General features: G+C 56.0%; 21 protein-coding genes. 18 read left to right on the top strand and 3 right to left on the bottom strand.

What is annotated here, in order from left to right; all coding sequences use genetic code 11:
* Positions 1-2,088: Ig-like domain-containing protein (locus B472_RS17110; RefSeq protein WP_019427530.1), on the top strand; the 2,088-nt coding region annotated here is incomplete at its 5' end.
* Between the two features lie 61 nt (positions 2,089-2,149).
* The gene (locus tag B472_RS15520) at positions 2,150-3,739 is read left to right on the top strand and encodes a metallophosphoesterase (RefSeq protein WP_019427529.1); all 1,590 of its coding nucleotides are present in this window, start codon (positions 2,150-2,152) and stop codon (positions 3,737-3,739) included.
* 41 nt (positions 3,740-3,780) lie between these two features.
* On the opposite strand, the gene B472_RS15515 is transcribed toward B472_RS15520, so the two are convergent.
* From B472_RS15515 to B472_RS15505, 3 genes are all read right to left on the bottom strand, one after another.
* Positions 3,781-5,427, bottom strand: a complete 1,647-nt coding sequence (locus B472_RS15515; protein WP_192877886.1) for an ATP-binding protein — start codon at positions 5,425-5,427, stop codon at positions 3,781-3,783.
* A gap of 254 nt (positions 5,428-5,681) precedes the next feature.
* The gene (locus B472_RS15510) at positions 5,682-7,187 is read right to left on the bottom strand and encodes a bifunctional ADP-dependent NAD(P)H-hydrate dehydratase/NAD(P)H-hydrate epimerase (RefSeq protein WP_019427527.1); all 1,506 of its coding nucleotides are present in this window, start codon (positions 7,185-7,187) and stop codon (positions 5,682-5,684) included.
* Positions 7,188-7,191: 4 nt separating this feature from the next.
* Entirely contained in the window at positions 7,192-8,547 is a 1,356-nt protein-coding gene (locus B472_RS15505) for an amidase (RefSeq protein WP_019427526.1), read from the bottom strand.
* Positions 8,548-8,762: 215 nt separating this feature from the next.
* On the opposite strand from B472_RS15505, the gene rpsB reads away from it, so the two are divergent.
* From rpsB to carB, 16 genes are all read left to right on the top strand, one after another.
* A complete protein-coding gene (rpsB, locus tag B472_RS15500; RefSeq protein ID WP_026039654.1) occupies positions 8,763-9,512 on the top strand; it encodes a 30S ribosomal protein S2 in 750 nt (249 codons plus the stop codon).
* Positions 9,513-9,590: 78 nt separating this feature from the next.
* Complete coding sequence (tsf, locus tag B472_RS15495; protein ID WP_026039653.1) at positions 9,591-10,487, top strand: translation elongation factor Ts; 897 nt, start codon at positions 9,591-9,593, stop codon at positions 10,485-10,487.
* Between the two features lie 59 nt (positions 10,488-10,546).
* Positions 10,547-11,269 carry a UMP kinase gene (gene pyrH, locus B472_RS15490; protein ID WP_026039652.1) on the top strand — a complete coding sequence of 241 codons (723 nt, stop codon included), beginning with the start codon at positions 10,547-10,549 and terminating at the stop codon, positions 11,267-11,269.
* A 24-nt stretch (positions 11,270-11,293) separates the two neighbouring features.
* Entirely contained in the window at positions 11,294-11,854 is a 561-nt protein-coding gene (gene frr / locus B472_RS15485; RefSeq protein ID WP_019427522.1) for a ribosome recycling factor, read from the top strand.
* Positions 11,855-11,926: 72 nt separating this feature from the next.
* Complete coding sequence (locus B472_RS15480) at positions 11,927-12,775, top strand: phosphatidate cytidylyltransferase (RefSeq protein ID WP_019427521.1); 849 nt, start codon at positions 11,927-11,929, stop codon at positions 12,773-12,775.
* A 16-nt stretch (positions 12,776-12,791) separates the two neighbouring features.
* Positions 12,792-13,985 carry a 1-deoxy-D-xylulose-5-phosphate reductoisomerase gene (gene dxr, locus B472_RS15475; RefSeq protein ID WP_019427520.1) on the top strand — a complete coding sequence of 398 codons (1,194 nt, stop codon included), beginning with the start codon at positions 12,792-12,794 and terminating at the stop codon, positions 13,983-13,985.
* 191 nt (positions 13,986-14,176) lie between these two features.
* A complete protein-coding gene (bamA, locus tag B472_RS15470) occupies positions 14,177-16,486 on the top strand; it encodes an outer membrane protein assembly factor BamA (protein WP_020424612.1) in 2,310 nt (769 codons plus the stop codon).
* Between the two features lie 41 nt (positions 16,487-16,527).
* On the top strand, positions 16,528-17,004 hold the full coding sequence (locus B472_RS15465; RefSeq protein ID WP_238147462.1) for an OmpH family outer membrane protein: 477 nt from the start codon (positions 16,528-16,530) through the stop codon (positions 17,002-17,004).
* A gap of 23 nt (positions 17,005-17,027) precedes the next feature.
* The gene (lpxD, locus tag B472_RS15460) at positions 17,028-18,014 is read left to right on the top strand and encodes a UDP-3-O-(3-hydroxymyristoyl)glucosamine N-acyltransferase (RefSeq protein WP_026039651.1); all 987 of its coding nucleotides are present in this window, start codon (positions 17,028-17,030) and stop codon (positions 18,012-18,014) included.
* 2 nt (positions 18,015-18,016) lie between these two features.
* The gene (fabZ, locus tag B472_RS15455; RefSeq protein WP_019427513.1) at positions 18,017-18,463 is read left to right on the top strand and encodes a 3-hydroxyacyl-ACP dehydratase FabZ; all 447 of its coding nucleotides are present in this window, start codon (positions 18,017-18,019) and stop codon (positions 18,461-18,463) included.
* Positions 18,464-18,468: 5 nt separating this feature from the next.
* The gene (lpxA, locus tag B472_RS15450) at positions 18,469-19,263 is read left to right on the top strand and encodes an acyl-ACP--UDP-N-acetylglucosamine O-acyltransferase (RefSeq protein WP_019427512.1); all 795 of its coding nucleotides are present in this window, start codon (positions 18,469-18,471) and stop codon (positions 19,261-19,263) included.
* A 56-nt stretch (positions 19,264-19,319) separates the two neighbouring features.
* Complete coding sequence (lpxB, locus tag B472_RS15445) at positions 19,320-20,438, top strand: lipid-A-disaccharide synthase (protein WP_026039650.1); 1,119 nt, start codon at positions 19,320-19,322, stop codon at positions 20,436-20,438.
* Positions 20,410-21,033, top strand: coding sequence for a ribonuclease HII (rnhB, locus tag B472_RS15440; RefSeq protein ID WP_019427510.1), 624 nt, complete (start codon positions 20,410-20,412; stop codon positions 21,031-21,033). Before lpxB ends, rnhB begins: the two co-directional genes overlap by 29 nt.
* Positions 21,024-21,797 (top strand): RNA methyltransferase, encoded by a 774-nt coding sequence (locus tag B472_RS15435; protein WP_019427509.1) that lies wholly within the window; start codon positions 21,024-21,026, stop codon positions 21,795-21,797. The genes rnhB and B472_RS15435 overlap by 10 nt, the downstream gene beginning before the upstream one ends.
* 199 nt (positions 21,798-21,996) lie before the next feature.
* Positions 21,997-23,160: a glutamine-hydrolyzing carbamoyl-phosphate synthase small subunit gene (gene carA / locus B472_RS15430; RefSeq protein WP_026039649.1), complete on the top strand. Its 1,164-nt coding sequence runs from the start codon at positions 21,997-21,999 to the stop codon at positions 23,158-23,160.
* Complete coding sequence (gene carB / locus B472_RS15425) at positions 23,160-26,420, top strand: carbamoyl-phosphate synthase large subunit (RefSeq protein ID WP_019427507.1); 3,261 nt, start codon at positions 23,160-23,162, stop codon at positions 26,418-26,420. The genes carA and carB overlap by 1 nt, the downstream gene beginning before the upstream one ends.
* Positions 26,421-26,443 lie beyond the last annotated feature (23 nt).

The raw sequence follows: 26,443 nt of genomic DNA, 5'->3' as shown, positions 1-26,443 counted from the left end.
GACACGGGCAGCATCGCGGTGGTGGGCAATATGGTGGCAGGCCTGACCGATACAGCAGGCAACGCAGTCAGCGGCAGCACACCTGCGGCCACGGGCAGCTTTGTGGCCGACACCACCGCGCCTACGGTGGTCATCAGCGACAACGCAGCAAGCACGGCCACGGGCGCAGTGACATTTACCTACACCTTTGCTGAAGCGGTGACGGGCTTTGATACCACTAAAGTCAGCGTCACTGGCGGCACCAAAGGAGCCTTCACACCGGTGAACGGCACGACGTACACCCTGGTGGTGACACCTGCGGCCAACAGCACCACCCCCGTGGTGCTGACCACCAGCACCACGGGCGTGATCGACGCAGCGGGCAACGTGGCCACGGCCCCGGCCAACTACAGCCAAGCGGTAGACACCGCAGCGCCCAGTCTGCACGGCAGCACTGCGCCTGCGGTGAGCTACACCACAATGGCCGGGACCGCGGGCAACAGCGCAGGCGAGACCATCAAGCTGACCCTCACCTTTGACGATAGCGTCAACGGCCTGACCAGTGGCACCAACAGCACCGTCTTCACGGTGGGGGGCATCGGCGTATCGGCCACTTGGTCGGGCACCGATGGCAGCAACACCCGCACCTTGACCTACACAGTGGCCGCGTTGCAAAACGGGCAAGCTGCGATGGATGAGGCAGCACTCAAGAGTGCTTTGGTCGCTGGCATCACCGATGCGGCGGGCAATGCCTTCACCTACAGCGGCGCGATTCCCACCATTGACAGCCCTGCGCTGCCGGTGATTGACACCACCGCTCCCGTTGTGGATTTCAACGGAGCCTCTGCAGGTGAGGACGTCACAAGGGTCACCTCGTGCGTGAGTGGCGAGATGCTCAGCGCAGCACTCAACCCCAGCAATTTGTCTGTCAGCGAATTGCCCACTCGTTTCAGCTTGCGCTTTACCGGAAGCCTTACGCAAGGAAACGCCGAACGTCTCCTCATCGGAGGCTTGGACTTGGATGCCACCGATGCGAGCTTCGGCACCCCCGACCCCACCACCAACGACGACACCACTACTTTCACCTACGGTGGCAAGACCTGGACTGTTTCTGGCAGTGGGAGTTCCGGCCGAAACTACACCTTCACCCCGGTATCAGCAGTGACTGTCGCAGATGTGGAAAGTCTGCTCTCGACAATTCAATACAAAAACACCAACGCCAACCCACCCTCGTTACCACGAACGCTGAATGTGACGCTTTTCGATGAAGCGGGCAACCAATCGACGTCTGTAATCACTTTCACGTTGAACGGCAATACGCCCTTGATTCTTGACCTCAATGGCGATGGCGTGCGCACCAGTGGTGTGGCCAACGGCGTGGTGTTTGATGTGAACCATACCGGCCAGTCTGCGCTCACCGGCTGGAGCGACGGCAAAGACGGCTTGCTGGTTTTGGATCTGAACCAGGACGGCCAAATCCACAACGGCAGCGAGTTGTTTGGCAGCGGCACCGATCTGTTCACGGGCGGCAAAGCCCAAGACGGTTACCAGGCCTTGCGCCAGTACGACTTGAATGCCGATGGCGTGATCAACGCCCAAGACGCGGTGTTCAAAGACCTGCAAGTCTGGGTGGATGCCAACGTGGACGGCAAGACCGATTTGGGCGAGCTGCACTCACTCTCGCAGTTGGGCATTGCCTCGCTGGACCTCAAAGCTCAGGAGGGCACACAAACCGACAAGGGCAACACGCTGGGCTTGGTGTCGGGCTGGACCGATGCGAATGGCCAGGTGCACGACATGGCCGACGTGTGGTTCAGCAGCCAGTCGCTGGCTGACTTTGTCAGCCAAGCCACGGGGCAGTCGAAGATCGACGTGTCGGGCAACCACACAGCCGATGTGACCGAAGTGCGTTTGTCCGATGTGCTGGCCGCAGTGCAGAAGTTGGTGGTGGTGCAAGCCGATGCCAACGATGTGGTGCAACTGGACAGCACGGGCTGGGTGGACACGGGCAGCACGGCGGTGGTGGACAACCACAGCTACGCCTTGTGGACAAATGCCGCAGCGCATGCGCTGATCGACCAACAGGCTCGGGTGCAGCATGTCTTGTGATCCATCCATCTTTGCGACTCCTAGCGCTCGGCAGAGCAACCATTTTTATGGAGATTCGATCATGAACTTTCTTGCCAAGGCTGCGCTTCAATGCGCGAACTTCAATCCCATGCGGGTGCTTGTGTTGGGCCTTTTTTGTGGTTTTTTGCTGATGGCACCAGATGCGCAAGCAAAAGGCTACAACGAAAAACTGTGTCCAGCCGAGTACCCCGAACACGGCTTGTTGAGCCAGCAATCTCCGATGTGCTACCAACAGTGCAAGCCGGAATACGCGGGCATCGGTGGTGTTTGCGTGCAGGTTCGCGCCAGTGAATGCTTGACCCAAGGCAATTGTGTGAGCACGCCATCGTGCAAACCCGGGCAAGAAAATATCCTGGGTGTCTGTTTCAATGCGTGTCCCTCTACGCACAATTCGAGCGAAGTGGCGTGTACCCAAAAAACACCAGCGGGCTGGAGTGATGCCGGTGCATTCTTCTTCCGCAACACGAGCAAGCGTGTGTGCACGATCTTTGGCTGCGTCAATGTGCCCATCTACGAAACCCGTCCAAAAAGTATCTTGCCCAGGTCCACCACCGGTTTGGCCAATCAGTGCCCCGCTGGGCAGACTCTCCGGTTGGGGCTTTGTGTCCGCAACAGTCTGAACGCCTATGTGCGTGGCCAGGTGTCCAGCAGCGCGGTGGCTGCGATCGCGACAGACAGTTTTGTGAAGCCGGTCGATGGTCAACCCGCCGATGAAGCCTTCACCGTCGCCGTGATTTCAGACACGCAACTGCCTTGGGATGAGACCTCTGCCCAGGCGAGGGCTGGCAAAAGCACCGCAGACAGCGTCTTGGCCAACAGTCGGGCATACAACTTGAATCTGGTTCAGTCTGTCAATGGCTTGCAAAACACTTTGCAAGCTAGCGCTGCACCACTGGCATTCACCGTGATCAATGGTGATTTGACTGCTTACTTTCATCCAGAACAGGTGTCTGAATTCAGGGCTTTTTATGATAAGGCATTCCCATGGGCGTATCCCCATGTGTTGCAGTCGCCTGTGTTCCTGGGCCTTGGCAACCACGACTATGAAAACAACCTTGGATCGTGCCTGTCGTTCAGCTGGGACAAAGACCGGTGTGCCAAGAATGCCATCAACCTGATCCGGGGTTCGGTGTTTGCGGGCTATACGAAGAATATGCCAGCGCACACCATCGAGAGCTTTGATGCAGGAAGCTTGGCTTACTCTTGGAACCGTGGGCGCTATCATTTTGTGCAGCTGCACAATGCACCCAACTACAAGATTGACCGACTGAAAATCAGTGCATCCATTGAATGGCTGCGCGCAGATCTGGCCCGCGCCAAGGCACGCGGCCAATCGATCATCATCAACATGCACAAGCCAGCTTTGCCTGATGAATTCCTGCAGGCCATCGATGGTCATCCGGTGGTGGCCATCTTTGCCGGTCACTTGCATTCCACCATTGGAAAAATCAAGGACGCTCAAACACCCAGTGGTCAGACGGTGCCTGTCTTTTTGAGTGGTTCAGCGGATCAGCAATCTTTTCTGCAAGTGGGTTTTGACCCCAACAAGGTCCGTGTGACCTCCATGTCCAGCAAAGGGGGGCAAGCCACGCCTTTGGGAGAAACCTTGGTGTTGGATGCTTCTCGGTGATCTTTGGCAAGCCATGCATGACGGCAAGCCATGCATGAGTTTCAGACCGAATTGTTTCGGAGGGTTTGAATCAGGGCTTCACGGTTAAGCGGCTTAGGCAGCATTTCCGTGATCCCGATTTCATGGCATTCTTTCCTGGCCGCTTCGGACAGATTGGCTGTGAATGCCACCACCCTGACATTTTGGTAGGGCGCTGGACTTTCGATCCGAATTCTTCTGACCACTTCTGTTCCTGTCATGTCAGGCATGACCAGGTCCATCAAGACCACGTCGTAGAGTTGGGTGGACATTTTTTCGAGGGCTTCAAAGCCGTTTTTGGCCTCGTCCATCACCGCGTTGGGCAAATATTGGTGAATGGTGGCGGCTGCAACCATTCGGTTGAGGGCATGGTCATCCACAATCAGAACCTTGAGGTTGTCGGTGAAGACTTTGTCCGCAAAATGGTCTGCTGACCCCTGTGAATAGCCTTTCTTGGGGTGGACAGTGTCAAAGGGCAGCCAAACTTCAAAGCATGTGCCCTGATTGGGCGTGCTGAGCAGTTGTATGGACCCGCCCCAGCCTCGAATCAGGCTCTCGACAATCGACAAACCCAGGCCATTGCCCCTCAGTGCGTCATCCTGTGTGGTCCGATGCTGGTTGTCGAGTTGGACAAATGGCTCAAACACGGATTGCTGTGATTCCAGCGGAATGCCCACGCCCGAATCTGTGACGCACAGATGCAAATTGCCGCTTGATGCATTGTTTGGAATGTAATCTGCGCGCAGTTCCACGAACCCTTTGGGTGTGAATTTGATGGCGTTGCTCAGCAGGTTGAAGATGATTTGGGTCAGCCGGTTGGGGTCGATATGGGCCCAAGTCGGCAGTTTGTCGCTCAGTTCAAGAAAATAGGCCAGCTTTTGTTCTGACGCTTTGCTAACCAAGGCTGAATGCGCTTCGAAAATAACGTTCTTCAGTTGAATGGTTTGGGGTACAAATGCCAATTGCCCCTGTTTGATTTGCGTGTAATCGAGCAGGTCGTTGACCACGGTGAGCAACAGTGAAGAGGAATTCAAGGCGTGCTTGATTTGCTCAGAAGCCTGAGAGGGCAATTGACGGTTGCTGTTGAGCAAGTTCAGATACCCAATCACGACATTCAGTGGTGTGCGCAGTTCATGGCTGACCGTGGCCAGAAATTTATCTTTGTCAGCATTGACGATTTGCAAACGATCCGTCAGATTTCTGAGTTGTTCATTTTTTGTTTTGATGTTTCGAATGTGCTCTGAATTGGCAGAGTCATAAGTGATGACCAACATGGCCTGTGTGATCGCTAGCAGACCGATCATCGTGGCCCACAGCGCTGGTGACCCGGTATCACCTGTGTCAATGAGTCCTTTGGATTGGGCAAAAAACATGGACAACACCACAAAAAATGTGATGAAAATCCAAAAATAACTCCATCTTCTGGAGACCACAAAAAACGGCAAGATGGGTACGATGCCCAGCCAAACCATGGCAGGCGATGCCACACCACCCATGTGAAGGGCATTGAAAATGATTAAAACAACGATGCTGATTTGAAAAACCGAATGCGCCCAAACCAAAGGGACGCCCAGGCACCAGACCACAAAATTGATGAGAATGACGGCGGCGGTGATCAGCGTGGACCAGGCCGCATGGGGTTCATTGAGAAAAAGCAGTCCTGGAAACAACAGGATCAACCAGAAAATGGCCGAAAGGCTGAATGAAGCAAAGAAAAAATCTTTTGCAGAACGCCGATCATTCGGCATCCATTCGCGAAAAAGGTTGAAGATATTTTCGTTTTGATTGGTTAAGTTATTTTTCAAAATGATGCCAAAAAAATTAATTTCTGGTTTTTTACATCATTTATTTTGTATGAGAAGTCATTATCTCCAGAAACAAGAAAATTATTCCGTCAGTTTCAACAAAATATAATTAATAGGTATTATAAATTAATTTTTCGGGCCAATCGACTTGCGGTGAGTGACCTTCCTTGTGGCCATGTGTCGGCCATTTCGCCATGTTGCGCCACGGCAGCGCATGCTGCGTCGAATGCGCTCAGGCCTTGTGCCATTCGGGCACCGACCAGTCCGGCCAATACATCGCCCGTGCCGCCAATGGCCAGAAGACCATTGCCCGAGGTGTTGATGCGCGGCGTGTGACCGGGCGCGGCGATCACACTGCCCGAGCCCTTCAGGACAACACTGCATTGGAAGCGATCGGCCAGTTCCTGGGCTGCCTGGATGCGATTGCTTTGGACTTGCGATGTGTTGCAGTCCAGCAGACGGGCGGCTTCCAGCGGGTGGGGCGTGATGACGGTGGTTTGCGGTGCCGGATCCGGGGCTGCACGTTGGCGCAGCGCGTTTTGCAATTGGCGGTCTTGCGCCACCGCATTGAGGCCATCGGCATCCAGGACCAGCTGGGCACTGCGCTGCAGCACCTCGGGCAAAACTGCCCCAATGGCATTGCCGCCACCGCAGCCGCACACCACATGCAGTTGTTCCAGCGCCAAGCGTTTGAATGGACGTTGCATCACATCGGGTGGAACGCTTACGCCGTCAGGCTCGGTCAGCCAAGCCAGGATGACGCGCCCGGCACCGGCATGCAAGGCCGCAGTCGCCGCCAAAATGGCTGCGCCGTTCATGCCCATGCCGTGTGCGGCCATGCTTTCACCACCGATGATGGCCACATCGCCATGGCTGCCTTTGTGGCTGGCATGGGCCCTGACTGTCTTGCTGTGGGGGGTGTTGAGCCAGGCCAGTGGCTTGGCTTGGTGTTGGTCAGGTCGAAAGCCCAGGTCGTCGAGCCAGATTTGGCCACTGGTGTCGCGGCCATGCCCCATGAGCAGACCGGCTTGCACCGAGATCAGGCTCAAGGTGTGGGCGGCGCGCACAGCCAAGGCCTGGCCTGTTTCTCCGCCCAGCCATTGGCCCGATTGCGGGTTCAGCCCTGTGGGCACATCGATGGCCAGCACCGGCGCCGTGCACGATTGCATGGCTTGCACGCAGGCCTGCAATTCGGGACTCAAAGGGCGTGTTGCGCCAATGCCGAGGAGGGCGTCGATGCACAGATCTTGCGCGGTCATCTGTTGCAACCAAATGTGTGGCACATGATCCAGCAGGCGAACCCCGGCCTGCAAAGCACGCTTCAAGGCCGCTTGGGCATCCGATGGTCCAGACCCTCGGGGGGCCATCAGGCTGACCACCACCTCTTTGCCCCTTTGGTGCAGATTCAGAGCCGCTTCCAGGCCGTCGCCCCCGTTGTTGCCTGGCCCAACGGCAATCCAGACGCGCCGGGCATGCGGCGCAATGGCCATGGCCAGTCGGGCACCGGCCAGACCGGCGCTTTGCATCAGGGGCGCGGGGCTGAGGGCCTGCAGCGCGGGCTCCAGAAGCCGCACCTCACCGGGTCCCAGGATGGGCCAGGCATGACTGCGGTTCAGGGTGTGCATGGGGTCAATGCACTTGGAGCAAGGGTTCGAGCAGCAAGGCCAGTTGCAAAATGCTGTCGTCGTGCATGGCCCCGTGCCAGGCCATCAAGCCCACGGGCAACTCGTCTGGTGTGTGGCAGGGCAGCGAGATGCCACAGCCGTCCAGGGTGTTGACCGCGCTGGTGTTGCGCAGCATCAAGCCATTGACCCGGAAGAACTCGGCATCGCGTTCGGCGCCTGGGGCCACCGCGCTGATTTGGGGCGCGGTGATGGGGGTGGTGGGGGACAAGATGGCGTCATAGCCCAGCAGCGCCGTTTCCACCCGGCGAATCCAGTGCTGGCGGGCCTGCACCAAATCGATGTACTCATGGGCCTTCATGCCCGCGCCGCGCATCAGGCGTTGCAGCACCCGGGGGTCATAGCGTTCGCTGTCGCGGCTCAACATGTCCCGGTGCCATGCAAAGCCTTCGGCCGGGCTGAAGCCGCCAGTGCTCATCATCGGGGCCAATTCGTTCAGTTCGGACAGTGGGATCTCGTCGATGCGCGCCCCAGCGGATCGGAGCGTGTTCAGGCTGCGCTCGAAAGCCTGCGTCACCGTGGTGTCCATGCCGTCCTGCATCAGGTGCTTGGCCACGGCGAGGCGGTAGCCCGACAATGGGCGTTTCCCCAGTGCGACGCGTCTGGCAGACAGGACTTCGTGGGCCAAGATCGCATCGCGCACGGAACGTGTCATGGCACACACCGTGTCCAGGGTGGTGGACAGGGGCAGGGCACCTTGTGTGGGGACCAGGCGGGCGGTGTTTTTGAAGCCCACGATGCCGTTCAAGGCCGCGGGCACCCGAATCGAGCCGCCCGTGTCCGAACCCAGTCCGATGAAGGCAGCGCCTGTGGCCACCGACACGGCTGCACCCGAACTGGAGCCGCCAGGCGCATGGGGCTGGCCGGGTGCGCCAACGGGCCGGTCGTGCAGGCCGTCCCAGGCGGCGGGCGTGCCGTGATGCGGGTTGATGCCCACCCCCGAAAAGGCGAATTCGACCATGTTGGTGCGGCCAATCAGGCCTGCGCCTGCAGCCCGCAAACGGGCCACGGCCAGGCCATCGACGTGGGCGGGCGATTGGTCGGACAGAACCACCGAGCCCGCTTGGGTGACTTGGCCTTGGACATCAAAAAGGTCTTTGAGCGAAACGGAGAGTCCGGCAAGGGGGCTGTTGCCCAGCGCGTGTTGATGGGCTGCAGACTTCAGTGCTTCTGGGGTTAACTGGATAAAAACATCTTTGCAAGCATGGCTTGAGGCCATCTCCAAGCAGTTTTCGGCTTCTGTCTGAGGATGCGCTTTGCCCGCTCGAATGGCTTGCCGGGTGGCGATCAGGTCAGCTTTCATGAGATGAGGTGCTTTTGGCGGAGTCTGGATGCTATAATCCTAAGGCTTTGCTGGGCGTGGTGTGTGTCTTTTGAGTGTCATTTTTGACATGTCTCAATTTTCTACCTCCATCCCGTGAAGTTCATCCGCGAATCCGTCCCATCAAGGTGTTGCGTTGGTTTTTTAACCTGCGTGATCAGTGGACTGGTTTTAGACCCAACCTTTGGAGTATTTTTATGTCCGTTACCATGCGTGAAATGCTGGAAGCCGGTGTCCACTTCGGTCACCAAACCCGCTTCTGGAACCCCAAGATGGCCCCGTTCATCTTCGGCCACCGCAACAAAATCCACATCATCAACCTGGAAAAATCGCTGCCGATGTTCCAGGACGCGATCAAGTTCGCCAAGCAGCTGTCCGCCAACCGCGGCAACATTCTGATGGTCGGCACCAAGCGCCAGGCCCGTGAGCTGGTGGCAGCTGAAGCCCAGCGCGCTGGCGTGCCTTTTGTCGACCAACGTTGGTTGGGCGGCATGTTGACCAACTTCAAAACCGTCAAGACCTCGATCAAGCGTCTTAAGGACATGAAGGCCCAGCAAGAAGTCGGCCTCGAAACCTTGAGCAAAAAAGAGCAACTGATGTTCAAGCGCGAGATGGAAAAGCTCGAAAAAGACATCGGCGGCATCCAAGACATGGCGGCCCTGCCTGACGCGATTTTCGTGATCGACGTGGGTTACCACAAAATTGCGATTTCTGAAGCCAAGAAACTTGGCATCCCCTTGATCGGTGTGGTGGACTCCAACCACTCGCCCGAAGGCATCGACTACATCATCCCCGGCAACGACGACTCGGCCAAGGCTGTGGCTTTGTACGCCCGTGGCATCGCTGACGCGATCATCGAGGGCCGCGCCAATGCGGTCAACGACGTGGTCAAGGCTGTCACTGAGGCTGCTGACGACCAAGCCGAAGAAGCCAACGCTTCTGCTTGAGTTCCCAAGACTCGACGAAAGGGGCTTTGTGGCCCCTTTTTTTTAATCTGACTTTTAGACTGACTACGGAGAAATCAAATGGCTGTAATTACCGCAAGCATGGTTGCTGAACTGCGCGCAAAAACCGACGCGCCCATGATGGAGTGCAAAAAAGCCCTGACCGAAGCCGAGGGCGACATGGCCAAAGCGGAAGAGTTGCTGCGCGTCAAGCTGGGCACCAAGGCGGGTAAAGCTGCCTCGCGCGTGACCGCCGAAGGCGTGGTCACCAGTTTCGTGAGCGGCACCACAGGCGCCATGATCGAAGTCAACTGCGAAACAGACTTCGTGACCAAAAACGACAGTTTCTTGGCCTTGGCCAATGCCGCTGCCAAGTTGGTGGCTGAGCACAACCCCGCCGACATCGCTGCTTTGGGGGCCTTGCCTTACAGCCAAGACAGCTTTGGCCCGACATTGGAAGACGTGCGCAAAGGCTTGATCGGCAAGATCGGCGAGAACATGAGCTTTCGCCGCTTCAAGCGTGCGGCGGGTGGTGCCAAGATCGCTAACTATCTGCACGGTACCCGCATTGGTGTGTTGGTCGAGTTCGAAGGTGACGAAACCGCCGCCAAAGATGTGGCCATGCACGTTGCCGCCATGAAGCCTGTGTCTTTGACCAGCGCCGAAGTGCCTGCCGAGCTGATTGAAAAAGAGCGTTCGGTCGCTGCGGCCAAGGCTGCCGAATCGGGCAAGCCTGCCGACATCGCCACCAAGATGGTCGAAGGCTCGGTCCAAAAGTACCTCAAAGAAGTTTCTTTGTTCAACCAGTCATTTGTCAAGAATGACAAGCAAACCGTTGAACAGATGCTCAAGGCCGCAAACACCACGGTGAAGGCTTTCACGTTGTACGTGGTTGGCGAAGGCATCGAGAAGAAGGTTGACGACTTCGCAGCAGAAGTGGCCGCTCAAGTGGCTGCTGCTCAAAGCGCAGCAGCCTGATTCCGTTGACCTCTTGATTTGCCATTTCATTGTCCCACTTGATCACCCAGGAGCCCATCATGTCTTCACCCAAGCCAGCCTATAAGCGTATTTTGCTCAAGCTGTCCGGTGAGGCCCTGATGGGGGACGATGCTTTTGGCATCAACCGCGCCACCATTGTTCGCATGGCCGAAGAGATTGCCGAGGTCACTCGATTGGGCGTGCAGGTGGCGGTGGTGATTGGTGGTGGCAACATCTTCAGAGGTGTGGCGGGCGGCTCGGTCGGTATGGACCGCGCCACCGCCGATTACATGGGCATGCTGGCCACAGTGATGAACTCCTTGGCCTTGGCCGACGCCTTGGACAAAGCAGGCTTGACAGCACGCGTGATGTCGGCCATTGGCATTGACCAAGTGGTGGAACCTTATGTCCGGCCCAAGGCTTTGCAGTATCTGGAAGAGGGCAAAGTGGTGGTTTTTGCGGCGGGCACCGGCAATCCCTTTTTCACCACTGACACGGCTGCTGCTCTGCGTGGGGCCGAAATCGGTGCCGAGATGGTGCTCAAGGCCACCAAGGTGGATGGTGTGTACTCGGCTGATCCGAAAAAAGACCCACTGGCGACACGCTACACGGAAATCAGCTTTGACGAAGCCATATCCCGCAATTTAGGCATCATGGACGCCACAGCTTTTGCTTTGTGCCGCGACCAAAAGTTGCCGATCAAAGTGTTTTCGATCATCAAGAACGGTGCTTTCAAGCGTGTGGTTCTGGGTGAAGACGAAGGTACATTGGTTTATGCTTGAGACCGTTCTGACGAGGAGAACCCCATGACCATTGCTGACATCAAAAAAACATGCGAAACGAAAATGGAGCAATCCATTGCGGCGTTCAAAAATAACCTGACCCGCATTCGTACCGGGCGTGCGAACCCGGCGCTGCTGGACACCATCCATGTGGATTACTACGGCTCCTTGGTGCCTTTGTCTCAGGTCGCCAATGTGTCTTTGATGGATTCGCGCACGATCAGTGTGCAGCCATGGGAAAAGAGCATGGCCGCCAAGATTGAAAAAGCCATTCGCGAAAGTGAATTGGGTCTGAATCCGGCGTCTCTTGGCGAGTTGATTCGGGTGCCCATGCCCGCGATGAGCGAGGAGCGCCGCAAAGAAATGACCAAGTTGGCCCGAACAGAAGGCGAAAACGCCAAAATTGCAACCCGGAACTTGCGCCGCGATGCCAATGAATCGGTCAAAAAACTGGTCAAAGACAAGGAAGTTTCAGAAGACGATCAAAAGCGCGCTGAAGCGGATATCCAAAAACTGACCGACAAACGGATGGGTGAAATTGATCAGTTGGTGGCCGCCAAAGAGCAAGAAATCATGGCGGTTTAAAAAATCTTTCAGTGCCGTGCTCTGCCGCGGCCTGAATGGCCGCCTCTAGGCGGCTTTTTTTTTGGAGAGTTCGTGCTCAAACAACGTGTCATCACTGCGGTCGTCCTGTTGGCCTTGCTTTTGCCCGCACTTTTTGCGGTCAGCCCTTGGCCCTTCATGGTGCTTACCGTGGTGTTGATTGCTGCGGGTGCTTGGGAGTGGGGGCGCCTCAATGACGTGGGCTCACTGCGATCTTGGCTTGGCGCGTTGTGGTGTGCGCTGGCTTGTATCTTGGCACAACAAGTTGGCTGGGTACGCGACACACCGCCGGTTTTGTGGCTGCTAGCGGGTGCCATGTGGGTGTTGTTGGGGGCCTGGATGATTCAGCGCGGCGTGTCAGGCTGGGCGCTTTGGCCGCGGACATTGCGCTGGATGACCGGCTTGCTTTTGTTGGCCCTGGCTTGGTTAGCCTTGGCTCAGGCACTTCAAAAAGGCGTTAATTTTCTTTTGTCTGTGCTGGTGCTCGTTTGGGCAGCAGACGTCTTTGCTTACTTTTTTGGCCGTTCGTTCGGGGGGCGTTTTTTCAGCATCAAGCTGGCCCCTTCCATCAGCCCAGGTAAAAGCTGGGAGGGTGTTTTGGGTGGGATGGTCGGTGTTTTTCTGGTCGCCTTTGCATGGGTCGCATTCGACCAAAATAGGGCATCTGACATCCCCAGCTTCTTCACCTTGATCATGGAAAAAGGCTGGTGGGTGACTGTGCCGGCTTTGCTGTTCATGTCCGCCATGAGTGTGGTGGGCGATTTGGTGGAGTCTTTGGTCAAGCGCAGTGCCGGCATGAAAGACAGCTCGGGATTGTTGCCCGGGCATGGTGGGGTGTTGGACCGGGTCGATGCCTTGTTGCCGACGTTGCCTTTGGCCATGATGCTCGTGGTCTGGATTTGAACAGGAGACATAGCGCATGAAGCAAGCCCAGTGCATCACCATTTTGGGGTCGACCGGGTCGATCGGTACGAGCACGTTGGACGTGTTGGCCCGTCACCCCGGCAAATACCGCATCCATGCTTTGACAGCCTCCAGCCAAGTGGATCTGATGCTGGCCCAATGTGCCCGCTTTTCACCTGCGTTCGCCGTCATGGTTCAAGAGGAGCCTGCCAAGTTGTTGGCAGAGAAAGTCAAAGCCGAGGGATTGTCAGTGCGTGTTCTTTGGGGTCCAGAGGCCTTGGATCAGGTCGCTTCTGATCCGCAGGTGGATTCAGTGATGGCCGCCATCGTGGGGGCTGCAGGTTTGTCTCCGTGCATCGCGGCAGCGCGCGCAGGCAAGCGACTCATGTTGGCGAACAAAGAGGCCTTGGTGGTCGGCGGAGACGTTTTCCTGCGCGCTGTTCAAGAGGGCGGCGCTTTGTTGCTACCGATTGACAGTGAACACTCCGCCATTTTCCAGTCTCTGCCAGAGGACCCAGCGACTTGGCAGCGTCGCGTTCAAAAAATCATCTTGACCGCCTCGGGCGGCCCGTTTCGCACGAGAGACCCTCTGACGCTCAAAAATGTGACGCCCGAAGAGGCTTGTGCTCACCCCAATTGGGTGATGGGGCGGAAAATCTCGGTGGATTCGGCCACCATGATGAACAAGGCGCTGGAGGTCATCGAAGCGCGTTATCTTTTTGGCATGTCGCCCGATCAATTGGAGGTCGTCATCCACCCCCAAAGTGTCATCCACTCGATGGTGCAGTACCGTGACCACTCGGTGGTGGCGCAATTGGGGACACCCGACATGCGGGTGCCGATCGCTTATGGACTGAGTTGGCCAGAGCGCATCACTTCGGGTGCTCAAGCGCTTGATTTTCATGCCTTGTCAGCCATGACTTTTGAGGCCATGGATGACCCGAACCACCTTTTACGCTTCCCTGGCCTTCAGTTGGCGAGGGAGACACTGCTTGGCGCCCCAGGCAGTTGCGCTGTTTTGAACGCTGCCAATGAAGTGGCGGTTGAGGCGTTTCTGAATAAACGCATCCGGTTTGATCAGATCCAGCATGTCAACAGAGGGTCTTTGGACAGCATGTCGTTCTCTGCGCCATTGTGCTTGGACGACTTGTTGGCGCTCGACAGTCGCAGTCGGGTCAAGGCTGAGCAAATCATTGCGAATCTTCTCTGATCAGCTTCTGTCGGGGTCCTCTGCGCCGATAGCGCCTGATGTATTATCTTTTATGGTTTTTGGCTTCATGGTCAAAAAATCCATTACTTTTCGCCCATCGCCACGGCAACGTGGATGCCGGGCTTTTGCCGCGATGTTCGAAACTTTGACTTTCGATCCCGGTTGTGAATTGGTCTTTGAACGACAGCACCATGATTTTTTTTGATTCTCGCCGCTACGGCATACCATTCGCAATCAAAGCCATCGCTTGTGCTGCCATCAGTCTGCCGGCCTTGGCGGTTGAACCTTTTACAGTTCGAGATATTCGTGTTGAGGGCCTTCAGCGCATCGAACCTGGAACGGTTTTTGCCTCATTGCCGGTCAGAGTGGGAGACCGCTTCACCACGGACAGCAGTGCCGCTGCCATTCGGGCCCTTTTCGCCCTCGGTCTTTTCAAGGATGTGCGCTTGGAGACGCAAGGTGACGTCTTGGTGGTGGTGGTCGAAGAGCGTCCTTCGGTGGCGTCTGTCGAGTTTGTGGGCCTCAAGGAGTTTGACAAGGATGTTTTGACGAAAGCGCTGAGAGACATTGGTTTGTCTGAGGGCAGGCCCTTTGACAAGGCTTTGGCTGACAGGGCCGAGCAAGAGCTCAAACGTCAGTACATCAGCCGAAGTTTGTATGGTGCGGAGGTGGTCTCAACCACCACGCCGGTGGACCGTAACCGTGTTAATTTGACCTTCAGCATCACGGAAGGTGGCCCCGCCAAGATTGCTCAGATTGAGGTCGTCGGTAACAAGACATTTACCGTCCAAACATTGCGTGATCAGTTCAACTTGGACACCGGTGGGTGGATGAGCTGGTACACCAAGTCTGATCGTTACTCGCGCACCAAACTGAACGCCGACTTGGAAGCCCTGCGGTCTTTTTATTTGTCGCGTGGTTTTTTAGAGTTTCGCATTGATTCCACCCAGGTGGCCATGTCGCCCAACAAACAAGAGATGTCGATCACCATCAACATCACCGAGGGAGAGCGCTTCATCACTTCGGGGGTCAAACTGGAGGGCAATTATTTAGACCGCGATGATGAGTTCAAAGCGCTGATCAAAATTGCAGTGGGTAAACCCTACAACGCGGAAACCGTGACAGAGACCACCAAAGCATTCACCGAATATTTTGGCAAGTTTGGCTTTGCGTTTGCACGCGTTGAGGCCAAACCCGTGATTGACCGTCAAAACAACCGCGTCCAATTTGTCTTGCAGGCGGAGCCTTCCCGGCGCGCCTACGTTCGGCGCATTCAAGTGGCCGGCAACGACCGCACCCGGGATGAAGTCATTCGCCGAGAGTTTCGCCAGTTGGAATCGGCTTGGTACGACGGCGACAAAATTCGTTTGTCGCGTGACCGGGTCGATCGTTTGGGTTATTTCACCAACGTGAACGTTGAAACCATGGAGGTTCCAGGCGCGCAGGATCAGGTGGATTTGTTGTTCACAGTGACCGAAAAGCCAACCGGCAGTATTTCTTTGGGCGCGGGTTTTTCGTCGATTGAAAAAGTGGCCTTGAACTTTGGCATCCGTCAGGACAATGCGTTCGGTTCCGGTAATTTTTTGGCGGTCGAGGTCAATACCAGTCGTTTCAATCAAAACTTGGTGATCAGCACGACCAATCCCTATTACACACAAAACGGCATCTCTAGAACCTTCGATTTGTTCCACCGAACAACGCGGCCATTTTTTGGCAACATCAACTCTTACCGAATCATCAATACCGGTGTGGGGACGCGTTTTGGGGTTCCTGTGACCGAGACAGATACCGTGTTTTTCGGAATCACGGCAGAACAAACCCAAGTCAAGGAGGGCGTTGAGATCCAAATGCCCGATTTGCTGCGGCCCTACAGTGAAAAGCAAACTGCTTTGCCCATCACGGTAGGTTGGTCCAGAGATCGACGCGACAGTGCCTTGGTGCCCAGCCGTGGTGCTCTGCAAAGGTTTAATTCGGATGTGAGTTTGGCCGGTGACGCCCACTATGCCCGTGCGAGCTACCAGTTCCAACAGTACATACCACTGACCAAAAAATACACATTTGCTTTCAATGCCGATGTGGGCTTGGGGCAAGGCTTGAACGGTCAAACGTTCCCATTGTTCAAAAACTACTATGTGGGCGGCTTGGGCAGTGTTCGCGGGTTTGAAAGAAATACATTGGGCCCTCCACCTTCCCAATCGGGTAATTCGGCCTCTTTCTTCCCAGGTGGCCCTAAAAAGGTGGTTTTTAACGCTGAGTTCATCACGCCATTTCCGGGCGTGGGCAACGACAGAACGCTGAGGTTGTTCGGTTTCACCGATGCCGGGCGCGCTTTTGGTGCCAATGAGGATCTGTCGTTGGACAAATTGAGCGTTTCAGCAGGTGTGGGTTTGAGTTGGATCTCGCCCATGGGGCCCCTGCGCTTTTCCTATGCGACCCCCATTGTCAAGCAGACAGGCGATAGAATTCAACGTCTCCAATTCCAAATCGGAACTTCCTTCTAATGAACTCGATTCAACCAAAAATCGCCTTGGCTTGCGCCATCATGGCCTCCTTGTTGACTCTCAGTGTCCAGGCTCAAGACATCAAGCTGGGCTTTGTCAACACCGAGCGAATTTTTCGCGAAGCGGCCACTGCCAAGCAAGCTCAAGCCAAGTTGGAACAAGAATTTTCGCGTCGAGAGAAGGAGCTGGTGGACAACGGAAACAGTTTAAAACAAGCTTCTGAACGTTTTGAGCGTGAAGCGCCGACCTTGGCGGAGTCTCAGCGTACAGCCCGGCAGAAGCAATTGCTCGACCAAGACCGTGAGTTTCAGCGCAAGCGTCGTGAGTTCCAGGAAGATTTGAACGCTCGTAAAAATGAAGAGCAACAAATCGTCGTGGAGCGGGCCAATCGTGCTGTCAAGCAGGTCGCAGAATCTGAAAAATATGACGTGATTTTTCAGGAAGCCGTGTACATCCATCCTAAACACGACATCACCGACAAAGTCATCAAGGCCCTCAACGCCTCGGTTGGCAAGTAACGGTTTTTCCCTGACTTTTTATTGTGTCATTGACACTGTCGACCATTGTTGATCGGCTCGGTGGGCGTCTTTTGGGTTCACCGGAGTTCGCTGTCGAAGGTTTGGCACCGCTCCAGACCGCACAGCGCCAACACATCGCCTTTCTGAGCCATCCCAAGTATCAAAAGCAGTTGGTCGAGAGCCGGGCCGGGTGCATCATTGTCGCGCCTGCTTTTGAGTCCTTGGCCGGCGTTGGCCGCTCTGTGATTGTGACCGACGACCCCTACCTTTACTTTGCCAGATTGACGCGGTTGTGGAAACACACCCATGCACCTTTCCAAGGGCCACGCATTCATCCCAGTGCCGTCATTCATCCCCTGGCCGATGTTGCCGATGATGCGGTGATTGGTCCTTTGTGTGTCTTGGAGCGGGGCACTCGCGTGGGTGCCGGAACAGTCCTCAAGTCAAGGGTGACGCTCTCGGAGGGGTGTGTGGTGGGTGCCCGTTGCATTTTGCATGCTGGCGTTGTGGTGGGAGCCGATGGCTTTGGCTTTGCAATGCACCAAGGTCGGTGGGAGAAAATTGAACAGCTTGGTGCCGTCCGCATTGGTGATGATGTTGAAATTGGCGCCAACACGTGCATCGATCGGGGTGCGCTTGAAGACACGGTCATCGAAGATGGCGTGAAGCTCGACAACTTGATTCAAATTGGACACAACGTCCACATCGGAGCGCACACGGCCATGGCAGGGTGTGTGGGGGTTGCCGGCAGTGCCCGCATTGGTGCGCATTGCACAGTGGGCGGTGGTGCGGTGGTTCTGGGTCATTTGACCTTGGCTGATCATGTTCATATTTCGGCCGCCTCGGTGGTGACGCGCTCCATCTCTCAGCCAGGAAATTACACGGGCATGTTTCCATTGGATACCAACGCCAATTGGGAAAAAAATGCGGCCAGTCTCAAGCAGCTGTCCCGCTTACGTGAGCGCATCAAAGCACTTGAAGCGGAAGTTCATAACAACAAGGAAACCTGAACATGATGGATATCCACAAAATCTTAAAACAGCTCCCCCATCGTTATCCCATCTTGTTGGTGGACCGCGTGCTGGAAATCGAAAAAGGCGTGCGCATCAAGGCACTCAAAAACGTGTCCATCAACGAACCGCATTTTCAGGGTCATTTTCCGCATCGTCCCGTGATGCCCGGTGTTTTGATGCTTGAAGCCTTGGCCCAAGCGGCTGCCTTATTGGCTTTTGATACATTGGGGGAGACGCCTGATGATCAAACTGTTTATTATTTTGCAGGCATTGACGGTGCGCGTTTCAAGCGACCGGTGGAGCCGGGAGATCAGCTGATCTTGGAAGTTGAACTTGACCGCATGAAGTCCGGTATTTTCAAATTCAAAGCACGTGCCAAGGTCGGTGATGACATCGCAACCGAAGCTGAGTTGATGTGCACCATGCGGAAAATCCCTCAAGTTTGATCGGTATGAGCAACATTCATCCAACGGCCATCATCAGTCCCGGAGCTGAACTTGACAGCACGGTTTCTGTAGGGCCTTACACCTTAATTGGCCCCCATGTCCGAATTGGTGCGGGTACCCGTGTGGCAAGTCACTGCGTCATCGAAGGGCACACGACCATTGGTCAAAACAATCGAATTTTTCAGTTCAATTCCTTGGGCGCGGTGCCGCAGGATAAAAAATACAAGGATGAGCCCTGTGAGTTGGTGATTGGCGACCGCAACACGATTCGTGAGTTTTGCACTTTCAACATCGGTTCACCGGGTGACCGAGCGCTGACATCTGTGGGGAACGACAACTGGATCATGGCCTATGTGCACTTGGCCCATGATTGCCAAGTGGGCAACCACACCATTTTTGCCAACAACACTCAGCTGGCGGGTCATGTGGTGGTGGAGGATTGGGTGATTTTGGGGGGCTTTACCGTCGTCCACCAGTTTTGCCGCATTGGGGCTCACAGCTTCACCGCCATGAACTCTTTGTTGTTTGCCGACTTGCCACCCTTTGTCATGGCGCAAGGCCAGCCTGCACAAGCGCGTTCGATGAATTTTGAAGGTTTGCGCCGACGTGGTTTTTCTGCCGAGCGCATTGGTGCCGTCAAGGCGATGCACAAAGCCTTGTACCGAGATGGCTTGTCGCTCCATGACGCCATGGCCCGTATTGGTGGACTGGCCGAAACCAAACCCGAGGTCCAGCCCGACGTGGACATGATGCTCGATTTTTTAAAGGCAGCCTCGCCTCAACGTGGGATTGTGCGTTGACTCAACGCGAGCTTGGTTCATTCGACAAAGCCCCCTCGGGGGCTTTGTCCTTTGCCATGGTGGCCGGAGAAGTTTCTGGCGACTTGCTGGCCGGTTTGCTGATCCAAGGTGTGCAATCGCATTGGCCGCAAGCGCATGGTTTTGGTATCGGTGGGCCCCGAATGCAAGCGCTGGGTTTTGAGGCTTGGTGGCCGCATGACAAACTGGCTGTGCGTGGTTATGTCGAGGTATTGCGGCACTACCGGGGGATCGTGGCCATTCGCGATCAATTGCGTGAGCGTTTGTTGTCTCAACCGCCTGATGTGTTCATTGGCGTTGATGCACCTGACTTCAATCTTGATTTGGAGGCCAAGCTCAAAGCCGCAGGCATTCCGACGGTCCATTTTGTGTGTCCCTCCATCTGGGCTTGGCGGCCTGAGCGGATTGAGAAAATTCGCCGCAGCGTCGACCACATGCTTTGCATTTTCCCGTTTGAGCCTGTGTTGTTGGCTCAAGCTGGCATAGAGGCGACCTATGTCGGTCACCCATTGGCGCAAACCATCCCCTTGAACCCCAATCGCTCAGCAGCTTGCCAAGCTTTGGGTCTGAATGATCAAAGGCCTGTGGTGGCCATTTTGCCGGGCAGTCGGTTGTCTGAAATAGAGCACTTGACCCCGCGCTTCATTCAAGCCGCCCGGATCATGCAGCGTCAAAACAGCGCTTTGCAATTTGTGCTGCCTGCAGTGCCCAGTTTGTTGCCGCGCTTGCAGGCTTTGATCCAAGCCGAAGGTGGTTTGCCCAATCTGCAGCTGCTCTTGGGCCAATCACACGCAGCGCTGGCCGCGTGTGATGTCACTTTGATTGCCAGTGGGACAGCCACGCTGGAGGCGGCTTTGTTCAAGCGCCCCATGGTCATTGGGTATCACATGAACTGGCTCAGTTGGCAAATCATGAAGCGACAACAACTGCAAGCTTGGGTGGGCTTGCCCAATATTTTGTGTGAAGACTTCGTTGTGCCAGAATTTTTACAGGATCGCTGTACGCCCGATGCTTTGGCAAAAGCCTGTCTGGCTTGGCTGTCTGCGCCAGATCGTGTGGACGCATTGCAGTCTCGATTTCATCATTTGCATCTTTCATTGCAACTGGATACAGCCCAACTTTCAACGCATGCCCTCGAAAAAGTTCTTGCACGCTGAACAGTCAGCGCTTTGTTTCCATGAACCCGGTTTGATGGCTGGGGTGGATGAGGCTGGTCGCGGTCCTTTGGCGGGGCCTGTTGTTGCGGCTGCCGTGATCTTGGACGATTTGAATCCAATTCGTGGATTGAACGATTCCAAAAAACTGACGGCCAAGCGTCGCGAGGCATTGTTTGACGAAATCCGGGCGAGAGCCTTGTGCTTTGCCGTTGCAGAGGCAAGCGTGCAAGAAATTGACCAAATCAACATTTTGCAGGCGACACTGCTGGCCATGAAACGGGCCGTTGAGGCTCTGCGTTTGCCCCCAAAGTTGGTTTTGGTAGACGGCAACCGTTTGCCCACTTTGTCCATGCGGGCTGAAGCCATCGTGCAAGGAGACGCCTTGGTGCCAGCCATTTCCGCAGCCTCTATTTTGGCAAAGGTCCACCGTGATCGCCTGTGTGAAGCGATGCATCTGCGTTATCCGATCTACGGATTCGACCAACATAAGGGCTATGGCACAGCACAGCACTTGGCCGCGTTGCAAGCGCATGGTCCAACAGACTACCACAGGGTGACATTTGCCCCAGTGGCCAGGAGTTTGCGGTGCAGCTGATCACGTCTCGAGACAACCCCCATGTCAAAGTTTGGCGGCGTTTGGCCCAAGAGACCACTGCTTACCGGAAAGTAGGACAGTTTTGGCTGGAGGGCGATCATTTATGCCGTGCGGCGCTTGAGCGCGGTGTGCGCCCGCTGCAGGTCGTTTTGACCGAGTCTTTATGGACGGAGCAGGGTGAGCAGTGGACGGGTGTGGCCGATCAGGTTTTTGTCTTGGCCGATGCCACGTTTGCCAGTTTGAGTGGTTTAGAGTCGCACGCGCGAATGGGCTTTGTCGTCGCATGGGCGGCTGAAAAAAAAGTCTTGCCCGATGTGGCGACCGTTGTCCTGGATCGCTTGCAAGATGCAGGCAATGTGGGGGCTATTTTGCGCTGCGCATCAGCCTTCGGCTACCGCCAAGTCTTAGCCATCAAAGGAACGGCAGCTTTGTGGTCTCCCAAAGTGCTCAGGGCCGGAATGGGTGCACATTTTGGTTTGAGCTTGGTGGAGTCGGTCAACGAAGGCGAATTGGTCGATTTGCAGGTGCCGATCTTGACCACCAACGTGCATGAAGGTCCTTTTTTACACGAATTACTTCGTCGCGGCGAGCTACCAGCCCAATGTGCATGGGTTTTTGGGCATGAAGGTCAAGGCGTCAGCGATTCTTTGTTGGCGTTGGCGCAGCACCAAGTTCGCATAGCCCAGCCTGGCGGTGAAGAATCTTTGAACGTTGCCACGGCTGCTGCCATTTGTTTGCATGCCAGCGCAACGGCTGTTTTGTGATGATTTTGGATTAGCTGTTGCTCGCTTTGAGGCCAGAAACCTCAGGGTTTTCATTGAGTCCTCAGCTATAATGGTGGGCTTTCCCGCATCAACCTGTACGCCACAGTCCATCCCAGGCCCAATCCTCGAACAAGCAGCCAAAAAGAGATCGCATCTCTGGTGAGTGCTGAGGCGTACCCGAACTTATCCGGAGAACCCAGTGCTTTTGTCTCTTCAGGGAACCTTCCCGCCCGCCATCTTGGCGCTCGCAGACGGCACGGTCTTTATCGGCAACTCGATTGGAGCCATCGGTTCCACAGTCGGCGAAGTGGTGTTCAACACCTCGCTCACCGGCTACCAAGAAATCCTCACCGACCCCAGCTACTGCCAGCAGATCGTCACCTTGACGTACCCGCACATCGGCAACTATGGCGTCAACGTGGAAGACATCGAAGCTGACAAGGTCCATGCTGCTGGTTTGATCATCAAGGACTTGCCTTTGATCGCGAGCAACTTCCGCTCTGACCAAACCCTTTCCGCTTATTTGATCGATGCGGGTACGGTCGCGATTGCCAACATCGACACCCGCCAGTTGACCCGCATTTTGCGCACCAAGGGTGCCCAAAACGGTGCCATTGTTGGTTTGGCCAAAGGCCAAGAGGTCAGCCAGGCTTTGATCGACCAAGCTGTGGCGGCCGCCAAAGGTGCGCCCAACATGGCTGGCCTCGATCTGGCACAAAAAGTCACCGTGTCCAAGTCGTATGAGTGGACACAAACCGAGTGGACTTTGGGAGAAGGCTACGGCCACCTGACATCCCCCAAGTTCCATGTGGTCGCCTACGACTTCGGCGTCAAGAAAAACATTTTGCGCATGTTGGCCCAGCGCGGCTGCAAAGTCACGGTGGTGCCCGCCAAGACCTCTGCGGCCGATGTGCTCAAGCACAAGCCCGATGGCATTTTCTTGTCCAATGGCCCTGGCGATCCCCAGCCTTGCGACTACGCAATCGCTGCAGCGGCAGAGTTGATCGAAACCGGCATACCCACTTTCGGCATTTGTCTGGGTCACCAAATCATGGCTTTGGCCAGCGGTGCTCAAACCTTCAAGATGAAGTTCGGACACCACGGCGCCAACCACCCTGTGAAAGACCTCGACTCCGGTCGCGTGTCCATCACCAGCCAGAACCATGGTTTTGCCGTGGACGAGACATCATTGCCCGCCAACTTGCGCGCCACCCACGTGTCCTTGTTTGACGGCACCCTGCAGGGCTTGGCCCGCACCGACAAGCCCGCGTTTTGCTTCCAAGGTCACCCCGAGGCATCGCCTGGCCCACACGACATTGCTTATCTCTTTGACCGCTTCATCAACTTGATGGAGACAAAATAATGCCAAAGCGTTCTGACCTCAAAAGCATCCTCATCATTGGCGCAGGCCCGATCATCATTGGTCAGGCTTGTGAGTTCGACTATTCCGGCGTGCAAGCCTGTAAAGCTTTGCGTGAAGAGGGTTACAAAGTCATTCTGATCAACAGCAACCCTGCGACGATCATGACCGACCCCGCCACGGCTGACGTGACCTACATCGAGCCCATCACTTGGCAAACGGTCGAAAAGATCATTGCCAAGGAGCGTCCCGATGCCATCTTGCCCACCATGGGTGGCCAAACAGCGCTCAACTGCGCTTTGGACTTGTGGCACAACGGCGTGCTCGAAAAGTACAAGGTCGAGCTGATTGGCGCCACGCCTGAAGCCATTGACAAAGCCGAAGACCGCCTGAAGTTCAAAGACGCCATGACCAAGATCGGTCTGGGGTCTGCCCGCTCGGGCATTGCCCACAGCATGGAAGAAGCGTGGGACGTGCAAAAGACTTTGGGTTTCCCCACCGTCATTCGCCCCAGCTTCACACTGGGCGGCACCGGCGGCGGTATTGCCTACAACCCCGAAGAATTCGAAGTCATCTGCAAGCGCGGCTTGGAAGCCTCGCCCACCACCGAATTGTTGATCGAAGAGTCATTGCTCGGTTGGAAAGAGTACGAGATGGAAGTGGTGCGCGACAAGGCGGACAACTGCATCATCGTCTGCTCCATCGAAAACTTGGACCCGATGGGCGTGCACACCGGCGACTCGATCACTGTGGCGCCAGCACAGACGCTGACCGACAAGGAATACCAGATTCTGCGCAACGCCTCTTTGGCCGTCTTGCGTGAAATCGGTGTGGACACGGGCGGCTCCAATGTGCAGTTTTCGATCAACCCCAAAGACGGCCGCATGGTGGTCATCGAGATGAACCCGCGCGTGTCGCGTTCGTCTGCTTTGGCTTCCAAAGCCACGGGTTTTCCGATTGCGAAAGTCGCGGCCAAGTTGGCCGTGGGCTACACCCTCGACGAGTTGCGCAACGACATCACGGGCGGTACCACTCCGGCATCGTTCGAGCCATCGATCGATTACGTGGTGACCAAGATCCCGCGTTTTGCGTTCGAAAAATTCCCCACCGCCGACAGCCGCTTGACCACCCAAATGAAATCGGTGGGCGAGGTGATGGCCATGGGCCGCACCTTCCAAGAGTCGTTCCAGAAGGCTTTGCGCGGTCTGGAAGTCGGCGTGGACGGCATGAATGAGAAAACACAAGACCGCGAAGTGCTCGAGAAGGAATTGGGCGAGCCTGGTCCTGAGCGCATCTGGTACGTGGGCGATGCTTTTGCCATGGGTTTGAGCGTGGACGAGGTGTTTGCCTTGACCAAGATCGACCCTTGGTTCTTGGTACAGATCGAAGAAATCGTCAAGATTGAGTTGGAACTGGAAACCGCCACCCTCGAGGCCATCACGGCCGACGAGCTGCGTGCACTCAAGAAGAAGGGTTTTTCGGATCGCCGTTTGGCCAAGCTGCTGAAGACCACTGAGCATGTGGTGCGCGCGCGTCGCCATGCACTGAACATTCGCCCGGTTTACAAGCGCGTGGACACCTGCGCGGCCGAGTTTTCGACCGACACGGCCTACATGTACTCCTGCTATGAGGGTCATGGCGACGGTGAATGCGAAGCCGAACCTACCACGAACAAAAAAATCATGGTGCTGGGTGGCGGCCCCAACCGCATTGGCCAGGGCATCGAGTTTGACTACTGCTGCGTGCACGCCGCCTTGGCCATGCGCGAAGACGGTTACGAAACCATCATGGTCAACTGCAACCCCGAGACCGTGTCGACCGACTATGACACCTCGGACCGCTTGTACTTTGAGCCCGTCACGTTGGAAGACGTGCTTGAAATCGTCGACAAAGAAAAGCCAACAGGCGTCATCGTGCAATACGGCGGCCAAACGCCTTTGAAATTGGCGCTGGACCTGGAAGCGGCTGGCGTGCCCATCATCGGCACCAGCCCCGACATGATCGACGCAGCCGAGGACCGCGAGCGTTTCCAGAAATTGCTGCAAGACTTGGGGCTTCGTCAGCCTCCTAACGCCACGGCACGCACAGAGCCAGAGGCTTTGGAAAAAGCAGCAGCCTTGGGCTACCCTTTAGTGGTGCGCCCCAGCTATGTGTTGGGTGGCCGCGCCATGGAAATCGTGCATGAGCAACGTGACCTGGAGCGCTACATGCGCGAAGCGGTCAAGGTGTCGCACGACTCGCCGGTGCTGCTGGACCGTTTTCTGAACGATGCCATCGAGTGTGATGTGGACTGCCTGCGCGATCCCGAGGGCAAGACCTTCATCGGTGGCGTGATGGAACACATTGAACAAGCCGGCGTGCACAGCGGCGACTCCGCTTGCTCGCTGCCACCTTACTCGCTGTCGGCGGCCACGGTGGACGAGCTCAAGCGCCAGTCGGCCGCCATGGCGGGTGCCTTGAATGTGGTCGGTTTGATGAACGTGCAATTCGCCATCCAACATGTGGACGGCCAAGACGTGATTTACGTTCTGGAGGTGAATCCCCGTGCTTCACGCACGGTGCCTTACGTGTCAAAGGCCACGGGCATTCAGTTGGCCAAGGTGGCGGCCCGTTGCATGGCAGGCCAGTCTATGGCATCACAAGGCATCACCCAAGAAGTCACGCCCCCCTATTTCAGCGTGAAAGAAGCCGTGTTCCCGTTTGTGAAGTTCCCCGGTGTGGACACCATCCTTGGCCCCGAGATGAAGTCGACCGGCGAAGTGATGGGTGTGGGCAAGACATTTGGCGAAGCTTTTGTGAAGAGCCAGTTGGGTGCGGGCACCAAATTGCCGCGCCCCACCAAGGCCGATGGCACACCCTCAGGAAAAGTCTTCATTTCGGTCAAAAACAATGACAAGGCGCGTGCCATCGAAGTGGCGCGTCAATTGGTCGCGCAAGGCTTTGCGCTGGTCGCGACCAAAGGAACTGCCAGCGCGATCACCGAAGCCGGTGTCCCTTGCGCCATTGTGAACAAGGTCACCGAAGGCCGTCCGCACATCGTGGACATGATCAAGAACAACGAGATTGCCTTGGTCATCAACACGGTTGAAGAGCGCCGCAACGCGATCGCCGACTCACGCCATATCCGCACATCAGCATTGCTCAACCGCGTCACAACCTTTACAACCATCGCTGGCGCTGAAGCTGCGGTGGAGGGCATGAAGTACATGGATCAATTGGGTGTGATTTCCGTACAGGAAATGCATGCGCAGTTGGTGGCCTGAACTTCGTCTTGCCCCCGGCCCTG

This window comes from Limnohabitans sp. Rim28, from assembly GCF_000293865.2.
Lineage (GTDB): Bacteria > Pseudomonadota > Gammaproteobacteria > Burkholderiales > Burkholderiaceae_C > Limnohabitans_A.
This window is presented reverse-complemented; position numbering and strand designations above follow the sequence as displayed.

Excerpts from the sequence above, each read along its gene's own strand:
- tsf (WP_026039653.1), top strand. The coding sequence starts at position 9,591 with ATGGCTGTAATTACCGCAAGCATGGTTGCTGAACTGCGCGCAAAAACC.
- B472_RS15510 (WP_019427527.1), bottom strand. The coding sequence starts at position 7,187 with ATGCACACCCTGAACCGCAGTCATGCCTGGCCCATCCTGGGACCCGGT.
- dxr (WP_019427520.1), top strand. The coding sequence starts at position 12,792 with ATGAAGCAAGCCCAGTGCATCACCATTTTGGGGTCGACCGGGTCGATC.
- bamA (WP_020424612.1), top strand. The coding sequence starts at position 14,177 with ATGATTTTTTTTGATTCTCGCCGCTACGGCATACCATTCGCAATCAAA.
- lpxA (WP_019427512.1), top strand. The coding sequence starts at position 18,469 with ATGAGCAACATTCATCCAACGGCCATCATCAGTCCCGGAGCTGAACTT.
- rnhB (WP_019427510.1), top strand. The coding sequence starts at position 20,410 with ATGCCCTCGAAAAAGTTCTTGCACGCTGAACAGTCAGCGCTTTGTTTC.
- pyrH (WP_026039652.1), top strand. The coding sequence starts at position 10,547 with ATGTCTTCACCCAAGCCAGCCTATAAGCGTATTTTGCTCAAGCTGTCC.
- B472_RS15465 (WP_238147462.1), top strand. The coding sequence starts at position 16,528 with ATGGCCTCCTTGTTGACTCTCAGTGTCCAGGCTCAAGACATCAAGCTG.
- B472_RS15520 (WP_019427529.1), top strand. The coding sequence starts at position 2,150 with ATGAACTTTCTTGCCAAGGCTGCGCTTCAATGCGCGAACTTCAATCCC.
- lpxB (WP_026039650.1), top strand. The coding sequence starts at position 19,320 with ATGGTGGCCGGAGAAGTTTCTGGCGACTTGCTGGCCGGTTTGCTGATC.
- frr (WP_019427522.1), top strand. The coding sequence starts at position 11,294 with ATGACCATTGCTGACATCAAAAAAACATGCGAAACGAAAATGGAGCAA.
- carB (WP_019427507.1), top strand. The coding sequence starts at position 23,160 with ATGCCAAAGCGTTCTGACCTCAAAAGCATCCTCATCATTGGCGCAGGC.
- fabZ (WP_019427513.1), top strand. The coding sequence starts at position 18,017 with ATGATGGATATCCACAAAATCTTAAAACAGCTCCCCCATCGTTATCCC.
- rpsB (WP_026039654.1), top strand. The coding sequence starts at position 8,763 with ATGTCCGTTACCATGCGTGAAATGCTGGAAGCCGGTGTCCACTTCGGT.
- B472_RS15505 (WP_019427526.1), bottom strand. The coding sequence starts at position 8,547 with ATGAAAGCTGACCTGATCGCCACCCGGCAAGCCATTCGAGCGGGCAAA.